The following is a 19,501-nucleotide window of genomic DNA, read 5'->3' as shown; positions in this document are numbered from 1 at the left end:
AATCGCCGGGGGCGCCTGCTTAACGTCAGATATTATGCCCTGATTAAGGACAATATTTATCCATATAGGCGCTATGTATGAGAGGGAGAGTTACGGCGTCTGAGGCGTTGTAGAAAATAGCGCGAATAATGGGAGCTGCGTTGTTTGAGCCGCTCCATAGCAAGATATATGACAGGTGTTGTGTAGAATGTCAGTAATTGGCTGATGATCATGCCCCCGAGGATAGATACGCCCAGGGGATGGCGTAATTCACATCCATATCCGTTACCGATGATCAGTGGAATGGCCCCAAGCGCAGCAGCAAGTGTGGTCATCAAAATAGGTCGGAATCGAATGATGGACGCTTGGTAGATTGCGTCCCGTGGAGAAAGTTTTTGTTGGCGTTCGGCTTGAAGGGCGAAGTCAATCACAAGGATGGCGTTTTTCTTAACAATTCCCGTTAGGAGAATAATGCCGATAATAGCGATCAAGCTAAAGGAATCGCCGGCAACCCATAAACCGAGAACTGCACCGATTCCAGCAGAAGGAAGTGTTGAGAGAATGGTAATGGGATGGATGAGGCTTTCATACAGAATGCCCAGTGTGATGTACATCACAGCGACAGCGGCGCCGAAAGCAATCAGGGAGTTAACCATGAGTGAATTGGTTTCACCTGCTGTTCCTGTGAAATTGCCGCGAATTTGATCGGAGGCATGTTGAGCGACCAATCCTTGTGTAATGAGGGCTACAGCATCATCGTAGGTTGTTCCTGGGGAAAGATCGAAAGTGATGATTGAAGAGTAACTGCCATTTTGATGAGAAATTTTTAAGGGTAGCGGAGTATAGACCGTTTTCGTGACATTATCGAGAGGGATCATCGTTTCACGTGATGACGAGACGGCGGCTCCGTTCGAGGATGTTCCCGAAATTTTATTGGCTAACGCATTGGTGATGGATTGTGTCGCGATACTATTCTGGACGCTAATATGCCCTTCTCCACGGACACGAATAAGATTGGACGCGATTCCTCCTGCCGCGGTTCCAGCAGATGTTGAAATCCAAACATGATGGAGGAGACGTGGGTTTTCACGGAATTGCTCTCCAAGAACCATAACGACCCGGTGGTCTGTGAGTGGAAGGTGAATTGTTGAGACGATTGTTTGTCCATAAGAGTCATAAAGAGCATTTTGGACGAGCTGCGGTGTTATGCCATAGCGCGCTTCTAGATCACGTTGGACATTAACATTTGCGGAGAATGCTTGGTTTTCTGCATCGGAGGTGATGTTCGTAAGCTTTCCACTTTTGCGTAACATCGCCATTAACGATGGGACGACATGATAAAGAGGGCCACTTTCATCGCTACGAAGGACATAGCGATAATTTCCGGTTGCGGCCTTGCTTCCTCCCTGACTACTTCCCGTCAAGGATGTCAGGAAGACATCTGTCCCCGCTGTAGGAAGGATCGCCTTACGGAGACGTTCGAGAACAACAGGGATAGAGTCACGATGATTTTTATCTTTAAGGGTAATGAATGATTCTGAAGAACGGCTATCGTCACTGAATGATGATACAGATTCAACAGCGGGGTCGCGCTGTACGATAGATTCCACTTCTTGCATGCGTCTGTGTAGAGCATGGAAGGAGAGAGAGGGCTCCCCAGAAATAGTGGCACGCAAAATTGCTAAGTCCATATCTGGGATGGCTGATTTTGGCATAACAATGATGCCAAAAATAAGGACGATAAAGCTACCAGGAAGCGTGAGACCAACGAGAATGGGGTGGCGTAAACTCCAAGAAATTGTATGCCCGTAGAGCGTTGTTAACGCATTGAGGAAACTTTCTAGTTTTTGGGCAAGGTAATCGTACCATTTTATAGGATGTGGCTCTGATGTCTTATTGTGGGAAGAAACCTCTAAAAATTGAGCACAGAGCATCGGGGTTAAAGTGAGGGACAAGACCATGGAGAGGGCGATTGCGGCAATCATGGTCATGGAAAATTCATATAGAATGGAGCCCAGCGTTCCAGGAATGAATAGAATTGGTAAGAAAACGGCGATCAAAGATAAGCTAATTGAAATGACGGTGAAGACAATTTCACTAGTCCCATGAATGCTGGCTTCATGGCGTGGAAGACCTTCTTCCATATGGCGTGCAATATTTTCTAACACGACAATGGCATCATCAACGACAAATCCAACGGCGATCGTCAGGGCCATGAGAGAAAGCGTATCAAGAGAAAAGTGAAAGGCTTTCATAATGACTAAGGTGCCCGATAGGGCAACAGGAACGGTAATGGCTGGGATAAAGGTACTGACGAAGCGGCGAAAAAAGAGTGCGACAACCAGGACGATCAGTAAAATAGAGGTGATGAGCGTAATTTTTGCGTCTATCAGCGATGCGCGTATGCTGCGTGAGAGATCAACTCCTTCATGCACATCGACATTCCGTGGCAGCATATTTCGTAATGTAGAAAGGTGGGCATGAATGCCATTGACGATGTCTACTGTATTGGAGTGAGGTTGTGGCATTACCATAAGGGTAATAGCCGGTAGGGAGTTAAATGAGCTTGTTTGATAGACGTCTTGGACGTCATCTACGAGGGTAGCAATTTCGCGAAGGTAGATTGGGTTAAAATTGTTACGATAACCTACAATAAGATCACGATATTGACGGCTATTAATTGCTTGGTCATTTGTGCGGAGTTCAATGCGTTGATGATTGTATGTGATAAAGCCTTTTGGCGTATAAGCATTGGCAGAGGCGAGGGCAGAGCGAATGTCTTCAGGGTTAATGCCCCAGCGATAAAGGGGGTAAGGGTTGAGTTCTACACGGACAGCGGGAGTTGATGTACCGAAAATTTCCACACGTGCGACACCTGGAACTTCGGCAAGGAGGGGGCGTACGCGTATAGTTGCTATATCGTAAAGTTGTGACCGTGTAACATATTTTGATGTTAAGTGAAGGATATAGGCAGGATTTCCTCCTTCCATTTTAAAGGCTTCCGGATCGGAGTCGAGTGTTCCTCTAGGAAGGTCACCTCGTGCGGCACGTAGAGCTGCCTGCACATCTCGAAGAGCACCATCAATGTTACGCGATGGAGAAAACTCCATAACGATAGATGTTTGTCCGCTTTGTGTATCAGATTCAATCGTTTGAACGTCTGCAATAGCCGATAAGCGTCGTTCAAGCGGGGTTGCGACAGATGTCGCCATTTGTTGTGGGTCTGCCCCAGGTTGATTGGCGATAACCATAATAGAGGTAGCCGTGATATCCGGCATAGTAGAAACAGGTAAAAAGGGAAGCGCGACGCACCCACCTAAAAAAATAGCAATGGCGAGGAGGGTCGTAGCGACAGGACGATCAATAAACAACCGACAAAAGACCACTCTTAGCCCCCCACATGGGCAAAAGCCTTCGCTTGTGTCACTGGAGGGAACAAGAGGGTAAGGCTACGCCATATAGCAACATGTTAGGGAAGAGGCGGCGAAACCAGTTGAGGTGGCTAACAATGCCATGCCTCTCCCAATATGGTGCTCACTTTGAATGATCACTTAGCGAAATTCAAGGTGTTACAGGCGGGGCGACAGGAACATTGCCATAGCCTGGAACATACGTAACGCGTGCTTCTGCTGTGTAACCCACATTAGGTTGATAATGCGTGTAGCCAGGAACGGGGTAAGGATAAGCCGGCACAGTTTGCGGTGGCGGTGGTGGTGGTGCATTCACAATAGTAATGTTTGTTTCAGGCGGCGGTGGTGGTGCATAGGATGGTGCCGCATAGCCATAGTTGTAGTTATTCGGCGGCGCGTAATAGGTAGGAGGGTTATAATATCCAGGAGAGTTGTAGCCTCCAGAAAAACCGTTAAAGAGACTATTCATACCAAAGTCAGCAACGCCATAGCCGATCCCACTTCCCATACCGAAGCCTAAACCGCGGCCAAAGGACGATCCAAAACCATGATGATGATGTGCTTGAGCTTCCGACAAAGGAGCACTGAGCAGTAGGCCAGAAACCAACAGCATGAGTGGTTTCCGGTGAGATGAAAAAAGGTGAAGCATAATGTCCTCCACTCGGTGGTGTTACGTGTCTTACATATAGGGAGCTGGTATAAAGAAAAGGAGTGAAATTGTTGTCATAAAACGGAAAGGTTTTACGATAAGAATAAAAACCATATAGAAGAATGATGAAATTTTACTCTGTAAGTATTTTGTATTTAAAAAGATAATTTAACTATTCATCTGAAATATTTTCAAATATTGCATTTGTAACTCGTTGAATTTCTTGTGGAGAAAGACAGGCTAAAAATCCTTGAGCTCCAGCATTGATCCAAATTTCACTATGAGAGAGCGCACTGTGATCAATCACGACAGGGAATGTTTGACGTGATCCAAATGGTGTTGTTCCTCCAGAGACAAAGCCAGTGCGTTCATGTGCTTCGGACGGCTGCATCATTTTGGCATTGCGGCCGTTGAGGGACGCAGCAAGGGCTTTAAAATTTACACGTTTATTGACAGGGATTACGGCGAACACAGGCTGTTTCCGATCTATCTTAGCCGCCAATGTTTTAAACACAGCATCCGGGTGTGCGCCAATAGCGTGAGCGGCTTGCTCTCCAATATGTCCTTTTTGAGGGGCATAGTCGTAATGGCATGTGGTGAATGTGGCATTATGTTGCTGAAGAAAAAGAGTTGCGGATGTTTGTGTCGTCATAATGTTTTGGCCTCCATGAAGAGGGGAAGAATTTTCATTCTACGGAAGTGGAGATGGATAAAAAAGGACTAAATTAGTGAATATGTGTTTTATGAAAAATGATTTGCTTGTGTAATTAAATGGAATCGTTTTTCTTCCATGGAATATGGACATGCTTAAAGCGTGGTCATAACTTTGCGATAAGGATAAGCTTGTATGAGATTTTCTCGCCAGATTGTGAGCGCCTTAGGGGTGGCATCACTTGGTTTATTCCCCTCATTGTTAAGCCAAGCTGTCGCGCGGGATAATCCTCTTTTTACTGCGAGCACGTTACCTTATCAGGCGCCGCGTTTTGATGTGATTCGTGATGATGATTATCAGCCTGCATTTGAACGCGGCATGGCGGAACATCTGCAAGAAGTGCAAAAAATTGCAAACAATCCTGCACCGCCGAGTTTTACTAATACGATTGAAGCTCTTGAGAAAAGTGGGCGCCTTTTGGATCGTGTTCAGAATACTTTTTCTGGTGTTTATTCTGCTAATAGTAATGACCATCTTGACCAAGTGCAAAGTCACGAAGCTCCCCTTCTGGCTCAGCATCAAGATGAGATTATGCTTAATGCGCGTTTATTTAACCGGATTAAGACATTGTATGATCAGCGCGAAAAACTTGATCTGACGACTGAACAACGTCAGGTGTTAGATATTTATTACCAACAATTTGTTCACGCAGGAGCATTGTTGGGCGAAAAAGACAAAACAACGTTACGAGAACTTAATAGTCGACTTGCGACATTAGAGTCTGTCTTTCAACAAAAGCTCGTGGCCGCTGCCCGTGATGGTGCGCTCTTGGTCGGAAAGAAAGAGCAGCTCGATGGACTCGATAAAAGTGCTCTTGAAGCAGCGCAGAAAGCGGCTGAGGCACGACACAAACCTGGTCAGTGGCTATTAAGTTTGCAGAATACCGTCCAGCAACCAGAATTAGCCCTTTTGATGAATCGTGAGACACGACAAAAATTGTTCGAGCAAAGCTGGATGCGGGCAGAACGCGGGGATAATAACGATACACGGGCAACCATTGCTGAGTTGGCTCAGTTACGTGCCAAAAAGGCTGCGTTGTTTGGTTACCCAAATTATGCGGCTTATACGCTTTATGATCAAATGGCGAAGACACCTGAAGCTGCTGAACATTTCATGCAACAGCTTGTCCCTGCTTTGGCGAAAGAGCAAAAGCGAGAGGTCACGACCCTTCAAGAAACCATCACACGGGATGGAGAGCATTTTGCGTTGCAGCCTTGGGATTGGGAGAAATATGCGGCTCAGGTAAAGCGTGAGCGTTATGCGTTGAATCAGGATGAAGTGAAGCCGTATTTTGAGCTTAAAACAGTTCTTACAGATGGTGTTTTTTTCGCGGCTCATCAGCTTTATGGGATAAGCTTTAAACAGCGTCATGATATCCCAACCTATCATCCCGATGTGTTGGTATATGAAGTGTTTGACCAAGATAACTCCCCATTAGGCTTAATGTATTTTGATTATTTCAAGCGTGATGCCAAGTCGGGTGGTGCTTGGATGTCAAATTTTGTAGGGCAGTCGCATTTATTAGGGACAAAACCCGTTATTTATAATGTGGCCAATTTTGCAAAAGCGCCTCCTGGGCAACCTCAGCTGATTACGATGGACGATGTGACGACGATGTTCCATGAGTTTGGTCATGCGCTTCATGGTCTTTTTGCTAATCAGGTTTATCCGACCGTATCGGGCACAAGCGTTGCACGAGATTTTGTTGAGTTTCCGTCTCAATTCAATGAAAATTGGGCACTTGATCCACAAGTTTTAGGGCATTACGCGCGGCATTATAAAACGGGTGCGCCCATTCCCGCGGCATTAGTAGCAAAAATACGTAAAGCGGCTCTTTTTAATCAGGGTTATGCTTTGGGAGAAATTGTTACCGCTGCGGAGCTAGATCTCCGTTGGCACGGCCTAGCGGCATCAGCACCACGGCAGGATGTTGATCATTTTGAAACAGAATCTCTGAAGACGATGGGGTTGGATGTGGCCCATATCCCGCCACGTTATCGTTCTAGCATTTTTCTGCATATTTGGGCGAATGGCTATGCGGCAGGCTATTACGCATATCTTTGGACGGAAATGTTGGACCAAGATGCGTTTTCTTGGTTTCAGCAGCATGGTGGTTTGACACGAAAGAATGGTCAGTTTTTTCGTGATATGATTCTGTCGCGTGGGCATACGCAGGATTATGGAACGATGTTCCGTGCTTTTTATGGCAAAGATCCTGATATTGAGCCAATGTTACGGCACCGTGGATTAGCCAATGGTCAGGAATAGGTAGTCGAAATTTGTGGCAGTTCCCATGTCGTTGTCATGTGTAGGGGCCAGCGACATGGGTAAGGAAATGGAGAAGAGTTTATGTCTCAATTAGTTGTCATTGCAGAGTTTGAAACGACATCAGAGACTTTCCAGCCTTTTTTGGATGTTTGTCGATACGATGCAGAACGTTCTGTACAGGATGAGGAGGGGTGTTTGGATTTCGTAGTGTTAACTCCAACGACGGAACCAAATGTGATTGTTCTGTATGAAGTTTATACAGGGGAGAAGGCGTTTGAGGCACACTGTCAGGCTCCTCATTTCGCAATATTTTCACAGGCATTAGAAAAATTATCTATCAAAACACGTCACGTACGCCAGCATAGCCATCAGAGTTAATCGGGGTCAGCATTCAGGGACGTTGACAGCTAGACCGCCAAGGGATGTTTCTTTGTAACGGTGGTTCATGTCTCGTCCTGTTTCCGCCATGGTGCGGATGACATGGTCGAGCGATACGTAATGTGTGCCATTGCCGTGCATAGCCAGAGATGTGGCATTAATGGCTTTTACCGCGCCGAAAGCGTTTCGCTCAATGCAGGGGATTTGTACAAGCCCAGCAATAGGGTCGCATGTCATCCCGAGATGATGTTCCATGGCGATTTCGGCTGCATTTTCGATATGTTCTGCTCCACCGCCTAGGGCCGCCGTGAGACCAGCGGCGGCCATGGATGAAGCAACGCCTACTTCTCCTTGGCATCCTACTTCGGCGCCAGAAATGGAAGCATTCAATTTAAAAAGGCCGCCAATTGCGGCGGCGGTTAACAAGAAGCGGTGGCGTGTTTCACGTGAGTCTTCGGGGCAGAAATCACGCAAATATCGGAGGACGGCAGGGATCACGCCAGCGGCACCGTTGGTGGGTGCTGTAATAACGCGCCCCCCCGCGGCATTTTCTTCGTTCACAGCAATAGCAAACAGACTAATCCAGCTCATAATTCTGTGGGGCGAAGGTTGGTTATTCCCACGGTCATTTTGAAGTTTTTGATAAAGATCATGCGCACGTCTTTTGACGTGTAAGCGCCCTGGTAAAGGAGATGTTTGGACAAGTCCCATATCAACACAGTTCATCATAATATCGAAAATATGGTCGAGATAATCTTCGACTTCGTTGCGCGGGCGTAGAGCGCATTCGTTGGCCATAATAATGTCTGTAATGCTCATGCGTGTTTTTTTGACATGTTCTAACAGCTCATAACTGCTGCGGAATTCGTATGGGCCATCTGGAAGCGTGTAGGACGAGGTAAGGGCGGTTTCTTCTGGTGTGATGAAACCGCCACCGACCGAGCAAAAACGCTCTTTGAGGAGGGGCTGTCCAGTTTCATCAAAAGCTTCGAATTGCAGAGTATTGGGATGAATAGGAGGGACTATGCCTGTTTCGAGGATCAGATCCGTTTGCGGGTTGAATGGGATAGGGCCCTGTGGAAGCGAAAGAGTTTTTTGTGTCTGGGTTGTTTCAAGAATAGAATTTGCAAATGCGGGATCGACTGTTTCCGGTTTTTCTCCAACCAAACCAAGGAGAACAGCGCGATTTGTTCCATGACCTTCAGCCGTAAGCGCCAAGGACCCGTAAAGTGTGACGATGATACGACCAATAGGTTGATCGTTGGGAAGCTGCTCAACAAAACGATAAGCTGCACGCATGGGGCCAACTGTATGAGAAGAAGAGGGACCAATACCGATTTTAAAAAGATCAAATAGGCTAATCATGATATCAGGCTCCCCAGTGACTCGCTTCATTGTCCTTTATGGATTGAAAAACTTCGTTTTTTAAGGGGAGAAAAAATTATTTTTATATCGTATCAATCTTGATTGTTTCCTCAAATTTGCTATGGATATCGTACACAATATCGTGATAACAATTGTATATTAACTTTTAATACTCCATATCACAAAGCTGGTTACGTTGTACAAAGGACGAACAAGTTATGTCATTTATCCCATCACGCATGAAAATGGCTTTTCTGGCGGCTGCGGGTGCAGGTCTTTTGGCATCCGGTGTCGCTGTTGCGAGTGAACAGCCTGCGACTCCATCGGGGACAATTACCTTCCAAACGCATTCTGCTGATCTAGGTGTTGGTTATACATGGGGTGAGGGGAAGTTGGTCTATCAGGGCCATACATATCGCTTCAAAGTAAGAGGCCCCAACGTCATTGCCTTGGGGTATTCGTCATTGAAAGCAAAAGGGAAAGTTTATAACCTTAAGCATCTTCATGATTTTGATGGTGCCTATGGCTCGCTGGATGGTGAAGCTACAATGGCCGAAGGTGTTGGCGGTGCGCTGTTGAAGAATAGTAACGGAGTGCGCTTGAAAGTGACGGCCAATGCTTCTGGTGCACGTCTTGCCGCAGGGCTTCAGGGTTTGAACTTCACATTGAAAAATTAATACGTAAATTATTCATTCGTGATGTTTGTGTTGGGCTGCAACTCTTGACGGGTTGCAGCCCAATATGTTTTTGGGCACTAAATTTTAAATGAAATGTTTCTTTTTCATCCAGGCTTCCGCGAGAGACGGCCATGTGGTGGTTAATGTGTGAGGCCGTCCAAGGCCGAAGCCATGTCCTCCCGTTGGAAAGAAATGCGTTTCGATCATGCCATGCTGTGCCGTGTAATGTTGCGAAAAGAGACGTGATGGTTGAGGATTTGCGATAGGGTCATCTTCTGCCTGTGCTAAGAAAAGCGGCAGCGGCTGAGATGTAAAAGCGTTAGGGAATGACCATTTTTCACGCTGAGCGTGTGTGGGATGCTGGCCAATCAGGGAGATACGCGTTCTTGTATGGTCAAAAGGTGGTTCTAGCGTGACGATGGGGTAAAGCAGCATCGCCATGTCTAATTGAGCATAATGTACAGGTGATGATCGAGATTGTTGTGATCGTAGCCAGTCAGGATTCGCTTTAAGGGCTTGCATCCCCAGAAGGTGCCCTCCCGCTGAAAATCCTAAAGCGCCGATATGTGATGGCGTGAAGTTGAGATCGGTTGTGCGGGAGCGGATGAGCCGTATGGCTTGTTGGGCATCTTCAAAAGGTGCGGCGGGGCCCGTCAGCCATTCTTCACGTGGAAGGCGATAGATCAGAATAGCTGCTGTTATTCCGCGTGATGTAAGCCAGCGTGCAGCTGGGATGGCTTCATGTTGGAGATTGATACGTTGATACCCACCCCCTGCGGCGATCAGCACGACCGTACCGTTGGGAGACATTGGATGATGAATCTGTAAAAAAGGAGTGCTGACATTAGAGACGGCACCATGTCGCGAGATTTTGAGTGGGCCAGTAGGGCCCCCTCCGCCTGGAGGAAGCCCAGGCCATAGCGGATAAAAGCTTGGTTTTTGTGGTGTGGCCTTACTTTCTGTCCAATGGCTTATCAGGGGAAGTAATGCAGCCTTTGAGAAGCCTTTTGCGATAAAATGTCGTCGTGAGAGGGAGGAGCGTGTTGTCATAGGAAAGTGCGTAAAACGCCTGTTGCTGCGATCCCTAAAAGCATTGTTGGGATTAGAGAGAGGCGTGTTGCGGCAAGAGCGGTGATTCCGAGACCAATGATATTAGCGGGCTCCCCAGAAGCGAGTACGGGAGCAATGATCGATACGAGGACACATCCTGGAAGGATTTCCATCAGCGCTGTTGCGCGCGGGGATAAGGTGCGGCCACGTAAAAGCAGAAAACCCCCGATACGTGTGAGATATGTCATAAGCGCCATGAGGAGGATTGCTATGAGCGCTTGAAGGTGAAGTGTCATTTTTTATGGATCATTATCCAAGCGTTTATTCCACCGGTGATTGTACCTACGAGGACATACCAAGCACCAGGAAGAAAATGATAGGTTAGGCTTGCAGCAATCAGGCTGGATATCCAGGGAAGTGCTGTCCTTCTGCCCATCCACATACCACGAAGAAGGACAAGAAAAACGGCAGGAATGGCCATATCAACACCATAACGAATAAGGTTATGGACGATAGAGCCTGTGAAACCTCCTACAAAAGTGGTGATAACCCAGCAGGAATAGAGACACATTGTGACGCCGCTATAGAAGCCAATACTGAGTGTTTTTGAGGGATTTTTCTGTGTATCGGCAAGGCTGAGTGCCCAGACTTCGTCACACATGAAGAAAAGTAATGAAAAAATTTGCCAGCGGGGTCTATTTTGTAAATAGGATGTGAGGGTCGTCCCCATAAGGATATGACGACTGTTAATGAGAAAGGTTGTGCTGGCTAGAAGTAGGATATTAGGGGGGAGTGTCCAGAGGTCAACCGCAGCAAATTCAGAGCCCCCTGCAAAATTGAGCCCTGTTAAAAGGGGGATTTCTAGGTGAGTGAGGCCTTGTTGTATGGCGCGACTTCCCAAAAGAAGCCCAAAAGGAATGAAGGCTAGTGTAAGGGGTAATGCCGTTCGAACCCCTCTCAGGAACTCGTAAGCATGTGAAGGCGATATGGAGGGCGAGTTATGCTGCGTCATTGAATGGGGATTAACCACGATACACTATTTATGGATTGGAAACTATTTACACAGAATGGGAGGAGAAACAGAGTAATTTTTCTTCGATTATTTTTTGTTGGAGGGTGACTATAGTGATGTTGCTTGGCATGATTTTATGTATGGCTCATGAGTAGATTTGTCTCTATAGAGATTTGTATACGCAACGGACCATTGCATATGTATTGGTGTTATTAAATTTTTAAAAAAGAGATCTGATAGATAATTTTTGTTATATCCATGCAAATAAATAGTCCCATTATCAATATAAATGTTCTTAAAAAAGATACTTTTATATATGGGAATATTATTACCATTGGCATTTTTATTGTAGGATGTATCGAGGAAGATAGGCCATTGGGTGTGGTATAGGCAAACCGTGTCGTAATGGATGCGCTCGACGATACCACCTCGTGTTGAATCACTTTTAATGCGCAGCCCCCATTTTGCTCCATTAATAATGATATTTTTGACGAGGATATCGTGCACTCCTCCCATGGTCTCACTTCCAATAGAAAGACCATGCCCCCAATATAAGGAACTATTTAAAATAGAAATATGATGGCTTGCTCCATGAGGCCCTGCTTTGATAGCAATATGATCATCTCCTGTTCTAATGATGCTATGGATTATGGTAATATCGTGTGAAGAAGATGGATCTATTCCATCCGTATTGCGTGCATCAGGGGGCGTATCAATGGTGATTCCCCAAAGTGTTACATCTTTACTTTGAGTGATCATGACATGAAAATTAGGAGAGTTTTTGAGGGTAATATATCCCATTGTGAAATTTTGAACGTGATCAAGCGCAATTAATCGTGGAGCGTTTTGTTTCTGATTCATACGTTGTGCGATGCGAGCAAGTTGCCACCAGGATCGTGTGGTTCCTAAAATAGGTTGACCTCCCTGGCCCTCGATGGTTCCTCTCCCGAGTAAACCACCATCTTTTGTGTGATCAAATAAGAGGAAAGGATGACACGCATTTCCCTTATCATTGATTTTTCCGCACTCTCCCGTTCCCCGGTCGTAAGCGGTTGGATCTGTCGTGGCGACGAGTGTCGCTCCTTGAGCGATCCATAAATAGACGTTTGATGTAATGGTTAATGGAGAACTAACGAAACGTCCTCTTGTCAAACGAACCGCGGAACCAGAAGGGCAATCATTGAGTAAGGATTGTAACCGATTGATATCGGCTGGAACGAGGTCTGCACATATGTGACGTGGCCACTGAGGAGGTTGAACGTCACGACGATCTTGCGCAGAAGCATGGAAGGTGACGGTGCTACAGATAAAGGGAATAAGGACAAGAAGGTATTTTGAAATGATCATTTCTTGCTACGTCTTATTTTTGGCTAGTCGGGAGAGCTTGAAAAGCTTTTAGGAAAAATCGTTCCTAAAATGGGTCGTCATTCTAATAAAATATTCAATGGAACAAAAATATATAAGGAGGATGATCACCACATGGGTGACCGTGATTATAGAATTTATTTCTTAGGCAGGCATAACGGGCGAATGGATAAAATACTCTATGTATCTAACATGCCATCTAGCTTAGATACCCCGGAATATACCCAGAATTAAACCAGATTCAAACAGACTTAGCCCGATCAAATAGATACTGGGAAGCGTAAAAATGGAGGTTAATAGCCACTTTATCGACAAAAACAGAGCCATTCAGATGAGCGCATGGTGTCCCGTACGGGATTCGAACCCGTGTTGCCGCCGTGAGAGGGCGGTGTCCTAGGCCTCTAGACGAACGGGACTTGAGGCGTGAGCCCCATCTAGAGGAGTTTGCGTGGAAGCACAAGTAAAATCTTGTACAACCACGTAATTTTCCACTTTATTTCTGTGCTGGTGCCAAAATGGGCCCCAATGGAGCACCGCCTAGCATATGGACGTGGAAGTGGAAGACTTCCTGCCCGCTATCATGACCAATGTTGCTGATAAGGCGGAAGCCTGTGGGAAGAAGGGATTGCTCTGCCGCTATTGTATCGACCAATTTCCAGAAATCGATGATTTCTTCATTCGTAGCGCGTGATGTGAAATCATGGAAATCCGTATATTCTCCGCGTGGAATCACGAGGACATGCACCGGCGCTGCGTGAGAAATATCATAGAATGCGAAAGAATGTTTACTATCGCAAACGCGCTCAGCAGGAATCTCTCCGCGTAAGATACGAGCAAAGACATTATTGGGATCGTAGGGTTTCTTGTTCATGAGGTGATTTCCTCTCAAGGCTCTGTTTTGGGACGAGAAGCTTTTTCTTCAATCCCACTCGTACCTTCACGGCGTTGAAGTTCGGCCCACACATCATCCGGGCTCACACCACCATCAACCCACATGACAACGAGGTGGTAAAGCACATCAGCACTTTCACTGATGAGTGCATCACGGTTTCCACTGACGGCCTCAATGACACATTCGACGGCTTCTTCCCCAAATTTCTGGGCAATTTTATTGCGCCCTCGGGACATGAGACGTGCTGAGTGACTCAAGGACGGGGAGGCATTTTTACGAGACACGACTGTATTAAACAGGCGTTCAAGGACGTGACGAGCTTCTTGATCATTTATCATTATGTGACCATCCTCTATCATCGATTGAGCCGTACGGGCAGTCCTGCATTATGCAATGCTGCCTTTACATCAGAAACGTGAAATTGCCCGAAATGAAAAACACTTGCGGCCAGGAGGCCGCTCGCGCCAACTTTAGCGCCATCAACAAAGTGTGATAGCTCGCCCACACCGCCTGACGCGACAATGGGGACGGAGACGCGATCGCAAACGGTTTTCAGGAGGTCGAGATCGAAACCTGAGCGTGTTCCATCGCGATCCATGCTTGTGAGGAGAATTTCTCCCGCGCCACGCTCTGCCATTTGCTCGGCCCAAGCGACGGCATCAATGCCTGTGGGTTCACGGCCCCCTTTGGCATAAATCTCCCAGCCGCCTTTGCCATTGGAGCGGGCATCAATAGCAACGACGACGCATTGGCTGCCAAAACGCTCTGCTGCTTCGTTAATCAGTTCAGGTGTGCGAATAGCAGCAGAGTTAATCGCGCATTTGTCAGCCCCACTGAGGAGAAGACGACGCATATCGTCACATCGGCGTATGCCACCTCCTACCGTTAATGGCAGGTAAACTTCAGCGGCGGTGCGCTGCACGACATCAAGGATTGTATCACGATTTTCTGAGCTCGCTGTAATATCAAGAAAAGTGAGCTCATCCGCACCAGCTTTATCGTAAAGTTTTGCTTGCTCGACAGGGTCCCCTGCATCTCGTAGCGAAACGAAGTTAACACCTTTTACGACACGGCCATCACGGACGTCTAAGCAGGGTATAACGCGGAGTTTCAGCATGGTCCCTCCAAAACGTCTAAAGCTTCAGGGAGTGAGATACGGCCATCATAGAGAGCACGTCCTATAATAACGCCTTTAATTCCAGGCACATCCCTTGCGACGAGGCGCAATTCTTTAAGATGTTCGAGTGTGCCGACGCCGCCACTTGCGATAACGGGGATAGATACATGGCGGGCAAGCTCTGCGGTTTGGTCAAGGTCTAGTCCCTCGAGCATGCCATCGCGGCTAATTTCTGTGAAAATGATCCCTGCAACGCCGGCTTCTTCCATACGTTTGGCAAGATCAATAGCTGTCAGTTCGGAAACTTCAGCCCAGCCCTCAGTGGCGACACGCCCTTGGCGTGCATCAATTCCTGCGACAACGCGCCCAGGCCAAGCGCGCGCTGCTTGCCGGACGAGATCAGGGTCTTTGACGGCTGCAGAGCCCAGAATAACGCGGCTTACGCCTGCATTGAGCCAACGTTCAATGGTGCGCATATCACGTAACCCACCTCCGAGCTGGACGGGAAGAGACGTGCTCGCGATAATTTTTTCAACCGCCTCAACATTGGCTGAATGGCCCGCAAAGGCACCATCAAGATCCACAACATGGAGATGGCGACATCCAGCTTCAGCAAAAAGTTGGGCTTGAGCGGGTGGGTTGTCAGAATAGTGAGTGGCATGGTCCATTTCTCCTTGCCGCAGCCGGACACATGCTCCCCCTTTGAGGTCAATGGCGGGGTAAAGCGTTAATCCGCCTTCTCTTTTTGGGGTAGGAGAGTGGGAGGTGTGAGGAGAGGAGGTTGGTTTATCTGCGGGCTGCCATTGGACAGCTTCTTGATCATTCACAAGGAGTTTAGAGAAGAAAAGGCCGCGCACTGTCTGTCCTCCGATGCGAGCGTAATAAGGATGTGTGCCCCAATGGCAAAAACCAAGCCTGGTGAGGAGTTGGATGTCAGTCTGTTGGTTTTCTCTCAGTTCACAATTAACGACTTTCGCACCATGTTTGCGGGCGCGTTCTAGAAGGACTGTGATGAGTGCTTCGCCTAACCCCTGCCCCCGGGCGTAAGGGGCAATAAAGAGCGCGGAGAGGCAGGCTTTCGGACTATGGAGCTCAGAGCGGAAAGCGGGATGTGCGAGCAGGGCTGCCCCACAAATAATGCCGTCATGATGACGAACGACAAAAAGTTCTCGTTCTGGAACCAGAAGGAGTCCTTCAAAAAAGCGTTCTAATACCAGACGTCCAGGAGGATAGCGCCAATTAAACACTCCGCCATCAATAATGGCAGCTGTTGTGGCTTCGATGAGGGCGTCCATGTCCTCTTCAGAGAGGGGCGTTGTAACCCGTTCAACATGTTTCTCCCAGGATTGGGAGGGAGCGTTAACGGGGGAGGAGGGTGAAATTTTAGCCGTCACGGTTGAGGCTGCCATTGAAGGAAATTGCCAAGGAGGGTGAGGCCAACATCCTGGCTTTTTTCAACATGGAATTGAGTTCCACAACGAGAGCCGCGCGCAACAATAGCCGGTACTGTCGCACCATATTGTGTTGTTGCGATGGATTCAGTGGGGTTCCCATTATGGAGGGCATAGGAATGGACAAAATATCCATGATCCCCGGGCGTTAGTCCTTCCGTGAGAGGGTGTGCCCCTGGCGTGAAGTCTAAATTGTTCCATCCCATATGGGGGATACGTAGTCCTGCTTGTTCTGGCTCAACCATGCGTGACACGTGACCTGTGATCCAGCCAAGCCCTTCTGTGCGTCCGTGTTCGAGCCCATATTCTGCCATGAGTTGCATCCCTACGCATATTCCTAAAAACGGTGTTCCCTTCTGGGTCGCGTTTTCAAGAATATGCTGTACACCGTCTTCTTTTAACCCTTTTGCACAATCAGCAAAGGCGCCTTGCCCTGGGAGAATAAGCCGGTCTGCGTTTTGAATGTCTGCTTCATGGCGAGAAATAATAACGTCGGCATCAATGCCTCGACGCTGGGCAGCACGTCGGGTTGCTTGGGCAGCGGAAGCAAGATTGCCACCATTATAATCAATCACGACAACACGCATGATGGAACTCCAGATCCGAGGTTAGAGAACCCCTTTGGTTGATGGAATAGAACCCTGGCTGCGTGGGTCACGTGCGATGGCCATACGCAAAGCACGAGCGAAGGATTTAAAGCCACTTTCCGCAATATGGTGGGCGTTGGTTCCGGATTTGTTGGTGACATGAACGGTTATTCGCGCAGCCATCGCAAAGGCCCGGAAAAATTCTTCCACCATTTCGGTTGCCATTGTGCCGATCATTTCACGTGGGAAAGTAACGTTCCAGGCTAAGAAAGGGCGCCCAGATACATCGACGACAGCCTCACAAAGCGCTTCATCAAGTGGAACTAATGCATAACCAAACCGTTCGATACCGCGTTTATCGCCGATGGCTCGGTGAAAGGCTTCTCCAAGTGCGATCCCCACGTCCTCTATGGTATGGTGGTCATCAATGTGAAGATCTCCCTCAGCGGCGACATCGAGGTCTAATCCACCATGACGGGCAAGAGCATGGAGCATGTGGTCAAAAAAACCGACTCCTGTGCTGATATGTCCTTCCCCGGTGCCATCAAGGCAAAGGGAAACAGTGATATTGGTCTCACCCGTACGGCGAGTTAATTGGGAAGTGCGAGATGTATGCGTGTCCATAGGGCCATTATATACCAAGGGTGAGATCTTTTCCAAAGCTTGCTTCTTATGAGAAGAAGTCCGACATTGCACGTCAGTCTTTTTTTAAAGGTAGGATCGCACGATGACAGCACATTCTGCATCAACTTCATTGGTCTTAGACGCATTATTGAAGCGGTCATCAACCGATGCTTTAGTTGGCCCTGTGCCGCAGGGGGATGTGTTGTATCGTATCCTTTCTGCAGGGTTGCGTGCTCCCGATCATGGTAAGTTAAGGCCTTGGCGTTATGTTGTGATCAGCGGTGAGGCACGCGAAGCGTTGGCGCAAGAAGTGCATGCAGCTATCGAGCGTCAAGAGCCTGACTTACCGGCAGCGAAAAAGGAAAAACGAGTAGGCCGTTTCCGTTCCATGCCGATGATTATTGGGCTGGGAATGCATCTCCACCCGGATCATAAAATACCCTTAGAAGAGCAACATATGTCGGTTGCTGCGGGTGCGATGAATGTTTTAAATGCACTGTCTCTAGAAGGTTTCGGTGGTGTATGGGTGAGCGGACCTTTTTGTGAGGATCGTGAATTCTTGCAGCATTTGGGTTTGGAGACCCCGCATCGTTTGGCTGGTTTTCTCTTTGTGGGTACGCCGCAACACCCCGATCATGTGACGCGCCGCCCGGATATAGAGGATTATATGGCGATCTGGCAGGGGGCTGGGAGTGCCTCGTTTGCGGCAGATAGGAGTAAAAACTAATGGATCAGGCGCAGGCCTTGGGCACATCTTATGATGTTATCGTTGCAGGAGGAGGGCCAGCTGGTTTAGCGAGTGCTCTGTCTTTTGCGCGAGAAGGATGGAAGGTGTGTGTTGTCGAGCGTGCGCCAGAGGAAGTTCTTGCACATCCTTCTTTTGATGGGCGAGAGATCGCGTTGACCCATCATACCGTTCAGTGGCTGAAGGACTATGACGTGTGGGGGGAAATTGATCCCTCTGCGGTGTGTCCTTTGCAGACTGCGCGTATTGAGAGTGGTGATGCCAGTGAGCATCCATTACTCTTTCAACCGCCAGAGCAGACTGATTCAACCAGTGTTTCTGAGGAGCTGGCTTTAGGTTTTCTGGTGGCGAATCATATTATTCGTGGCGCCCTTTACCGCGTTGTTTCACGGACCAAAGGGATTACGCTTTGCTGTGGGCGCGCGCTGACGGGTTATCGTGTGGGACGAGATCATGTGAGGGTTACGCTTGACCATCATAAAAGCCTCGTGGGGAAATTGCTTGTTGGTGCAGATGGGCGCTTCTCCCGTTTGCGTGACATGGCAGGGATTGGGGCTATTGTTCATGATTTCGGTCGGAATATTTTAGTATGCCGTATGCGGCATCTTCCGCCGCATGATTATACGGCATTACAATGGTTTGATGAAAATCAGACTATTGCGTTGTTACCCGTTGCTCCAGATGGTGGCATAGGGGATGTATCCTCTCTGGTCTTGACCCTACCGCCAGATGATATTGCTCGGTTACGTGCGGCTCCAGATGATGTGTTTAACGCAGAAATTTCTAAGAGGACGCGTGAGCGGTTGGGGACATTACGCGTGGTGAGTGAGCGTATCACCTATCCTTTGAAGGCCGTTTATGCTCATCGTTTCCATACGGATCGTGTAGCGTTGATCGGCGATGCCGCTGTAGGGATGCACCCAATTACCGCGCATGGTTTTAATTTGGGGATCAAAGGGCAAGAGACGCTTGTTCGTGAGATTGAAGCGGGGAATGGTGACCCGGGGGATCGTCGTGCACTTGAGCGGTTTTCAGCACGTCATCGCCGCGATACATTTCCTTTGTTCGCCGCAACAAATGCGATTGCCGTGGCGTACACGCGTGATGAAAAGCCGTTCCTCTTAGCACGACGTGCCGGTTTGATGCTTGCGGATCGTTTGACTCCTTTCAAAAAGGCTGTGACGCGCCTTTTAATGGATCCCGCTGGCTAAGTTGGTGTT

At 47.9% G+C, this 19,501-nt stretch carries 19 protein-coding genes and 1 tRNA gene; 5 read left to right on the top strand and 15 right to left on the bottom strand.

Annotated features, from left to right (window positions below):
* Nucleotides 1-71: 71 nt before the first annotated feature.
* From GS501_RS07845 to GS501_RS07835, 3 genes are all read right to left on the bottom strand, one after another.
* On the bottom strand, nucleotides 72-3,365 hold the full coding sequence (locus GS501_RS07845) for an efflux RND transporter permease subunit (RefSeq protein WP_160831308.1): 3,294 nt from the start codon (nucleotides 3,363-3,365) through the stop codon (nucleotides 72-74).
* Between the two features lie 175 nt (nucleotides 3,366-3,540).
* Nucleotides 3,541-4,038, bottom strand: a complete 498-nt coding sequence (locus GS501_RS07840; protein WP_160831307.1) for a DUF5320 domain-containing protein — start codon at nucleotides 4,036-4,038, stop codon at nucleotides 3,541-3,543.
* A gap of 172 nt (nucleotides 4,039-4,210) precedes the next feature.
* Complete coding sequence (locus GS501_RS07835; RefSeq protein WP_160831306.1) at nucleotides 4,211-4,690, bottom strand: aminoacyl-tRNA deacylase; 480 nt, start codon at nucleotides 4,688-4,690, stop codon at nucleotides 4,211-4,213.
* 195 nt (nucleotides 4,691-4,885) lie between these two features.
* On the opposite strand from GS501_RS07835, the gene GS501_RS07830 reads away from it, so the two are divergent.
* Together GS501_RS07830 and GS501_RS07825 are read left to right on the top strand one after the other, a co-directional pair.
* Entirely contained in the window at nucleotides 4,886-7,018 is a 2,133-nt protein-coding gene (locus GS501_RS07830; protein WP_160831305.1) for a M3 family metallopeptidase, read from the top strand.
* Between the two features lie 81 nt (nucleotides 7,019-7,099).
* Nucleotides 7,100-7,396 carry a putative quinol monooxygenase gene (locus GS501_RS07825; protein WP_160831304.1) on the top strand — a complete coding sequence of 99 codons (297 nt, stop codon included), beginning with the start codon at nucleotides 7,100-7,102 and terminating at the stop codon, nucleotides 7,394-7,396.
* A 6-nt stretch (nucleotides 7,397-7,402) separates the two neighbouring features.
* Here the strand turns inward: GS501_RS07825 and GS501_RS07820 are convergent, their stop codons facing one another.
* The gene (locus tag GS501_RS07820; RefSeq protein WP_160831303.1) at nucleotides 7,403-8,761 is read right to left on the bottom strand and encodes an L-serine ammonia-lyase; all 1,359 of its coding nucleotides are present in this window, start codon (nucleotides 8,759-8,761) and stop codon (nucleotides 7,403-7,405) included.
* A gap of 218 nt (nucleotides 8,762-8,979) precedes the next feature.
* On the opposite strand from GS501_RS07820, the gene GS501_RS07815 reads away from it, so the two are divergent.
* Nucleotides 8,980-9,438 carry an EipA family protein gene (locus tag GS501_RS07815; RefSeq protein WP_202405353.1) on the top strand — a complete coding sequence of 153 codons (459 nt, stop codon included), beginning with the start codon at nucleotides 8,980-8,982 and terminating at the stop codon, nucleotides 9,436-9,438.
* 84 nt (nucleotides 9,439-9,522) lie between these two features.
* On the opposite strand, the gene GS501_RS07810 is transcribed toward GS501_RS07815, so the two are convergent.
* The 11 genes from GS501_RS07810 to hisB all read right to left on the bottom strand — a co-directional run bounded on the left by GS501_RS07810 (nucleotide 9,523) and on the right by hisB (nucleotide 17,536).
* A complete protein-coding gene (locus GS501_RS07810; RefSeq protein ID WP_160831302.1) occupies nucleotides 9,523-10,488 on the bottom strand; it encodes an alpha/beta hydrolase in 966 nt (321 codons plus the stop codon).
* Nucleotides 10,485-10,784: an AzlD family protein gene (locus GS501_RS07805; protein WP_160831301.1), complete on the bottom strand. Its 300-nt coding sequence runs from the start codon at nucleotides 10,782-10,784 to the stop codon at nucleotides 10,485-10,487. Before GS501_RS07805 ends, GS501_RS07810 begins: the two co-directional genes overlap by 4 nt.
* Nucleotides 10,781-11,500 (bottom strand): AzlC family ABC transporter permease, encoded by a 720-nt coding sequence (locus tag GS501_RS07800; RefSeq protein WP_160831300.1) that lies wholly within the window; start codon nucleotides 11,498-11,500, stop codon nucleotides 10,781-10,783. Before GS501_RS07800 ends, GS501_RS07805 begins: the two co-directional genes overlap by 4 nt.
* A gap of 108 nt (nucleotides 11,501-11,608) precedes the next feature.
* The gene (locus GS501_RS07795) at nucleotides 11,609-12,847 is read right to left on the bottom strand and encodes a glycoside hydrolase family 28 protein (protein ID WP_160831299.1); all 1,239 of its coding nucleotides are present in this window, start codon (nucleotides 12,845-12,847) and stop codon (nucleotides 11,609-11,611) included.
* Nucleotides 12,848-13,205: 358 nt separating this feature from the next.
* Nucleotides 13,206-13,281 (bottom strand) — tRNA-Glu (locus GS501_RS07790).
* Nucleotides 13,282-13,358: 77 nt separating this feature from the next.
* Nucleotides 13,359-13,736 carry an HIT domain-containing protein gene (locus tag GS501_RS07785; RefSeq protein WP_160831298.1) on the bottom strand — a complete coding sequence of 126 codons (378 nt, stop codon included), beginning with the start codon at nucleotides 13,734-13,736 and terminating at the stop codon, nucleotides 13,359-13,361.
* 14 nt (nucleotides 13,737-13,750) lie between these two features.
* Nucleotides 13,751-14,095: a phosphoribosyl-ATP diphosphatase gene (locus tag GS501_RS07780; RefSeq protein ID WP_202405352.1), complete on the bottom strand. Its 345-nt coding sequence runs from the start codon at nucleotides 14,093-14,095 to the stop codon at nucleotides 13,751-13,753.
* 17 nt (nucleotides 14,096-14,112) lie between these two features.
* Entirely contained in the window at nucleotides 14,113-14,874 is a 762-nt protein-coding gene (hisF, locus tag GS501_RS07775; RefSeq protein ID WP_160831296.1) for an imidazole glycerol phosphate synthase subunit HisF, read from the bottom strand.
* Nucleotides 14,868-16,283 (bottom strand): 1-(5-phosphoribosyl)-5-[(5-phosphoribosylamino)methylideneamino]imidazole-4-carboxamide isomerase, encoded by a 1,416-nt coding sequence (hisA, locus tag GS501_RS07770; RefSeq protein WP_160831295.1) that lies wholly within the window; start codon nucleotides 16,281-16,283, stop codon nucleotides 14,868-14,870. The genes hisF and hisA overlap by 7 nt, the downstream gene beginning before the upstream one ends.
* Nucleotides 16,265-16,912, bottom strand: coding sequence for an imidazole glycerol phosphate synthase subunit HisH (gene hisH, locus GS501_RS07765; RefSeq protein WP_160831294.1), 648 nt, complete (start codon nucleotides 16,910-16,912; stop codon nucleotides 16,265-16,267). Before hisH ends, hisA begins: the two co-directional genes overlap by 19 nt.
* Before the next feature lie 21 nt (nucleotides 16,913-16,933).
* On the bottom strand, nucleotides 16,934-17,536 hold the full coding sequence (gene hisB / locus GS501_RS07760) for an imidazoleglycerol-phosphate dehydratase HisB (protein ID WP_160831293.1): 603 nt from the start codon (nucleotides 17,534-17,536) through the stop codon (nucleotides 16,934-16,936).
* Nucleotides 17,537-17,639: 103 nt separating this feature from the next.
* Here hisB and GS501_RS07755 point away from each other — a divergent pair, with 103 nt between their 5' ends.
* On the top strand, nucleotides 17,640-18,263 hold the full coding sequence (locus GS501_RS07755; RefSeq protein WP_160831292.1) for a nitroreductase: 624 nt from the start codon (nucleotides 17,640-17,642) through the stop codon (nucleotides 18,261-18,263).
* A complete protein-coding gene (ubiM, locus tag GS501_RS07750; protein WP_160831291.1) occupies nucleotides 18,263-19,492 on the top strand; it encodes a 5-demethoxyubiquinol-8 5-hydroxylase UbiM in 1,230 nt (409 codons plus the stop codon). The genes GS501_RS07755 and ubiM overlap by 1 nt, the downstream gene beginning before the upstream one ends.
* The last annotated feature ends 9 nt before the right edge of the window (nucleotides 19,493-19,501 follow it).

The organism is Saccharibacter sp. 17.LH.SD (genome assembly GCF_009834805.1).
Classification (GTDB): domain Bacteria; phylum Pseudomonadota; class Alphaproteobacteria; order Acetobacterales; family Acetobacteraceae; genus Saccharibacter.
The sequence above is the reverse complement of the archived record's forward strand: the minus strand, read 5'-3'. Positions and strand labels throughout refer to the sequence as shown.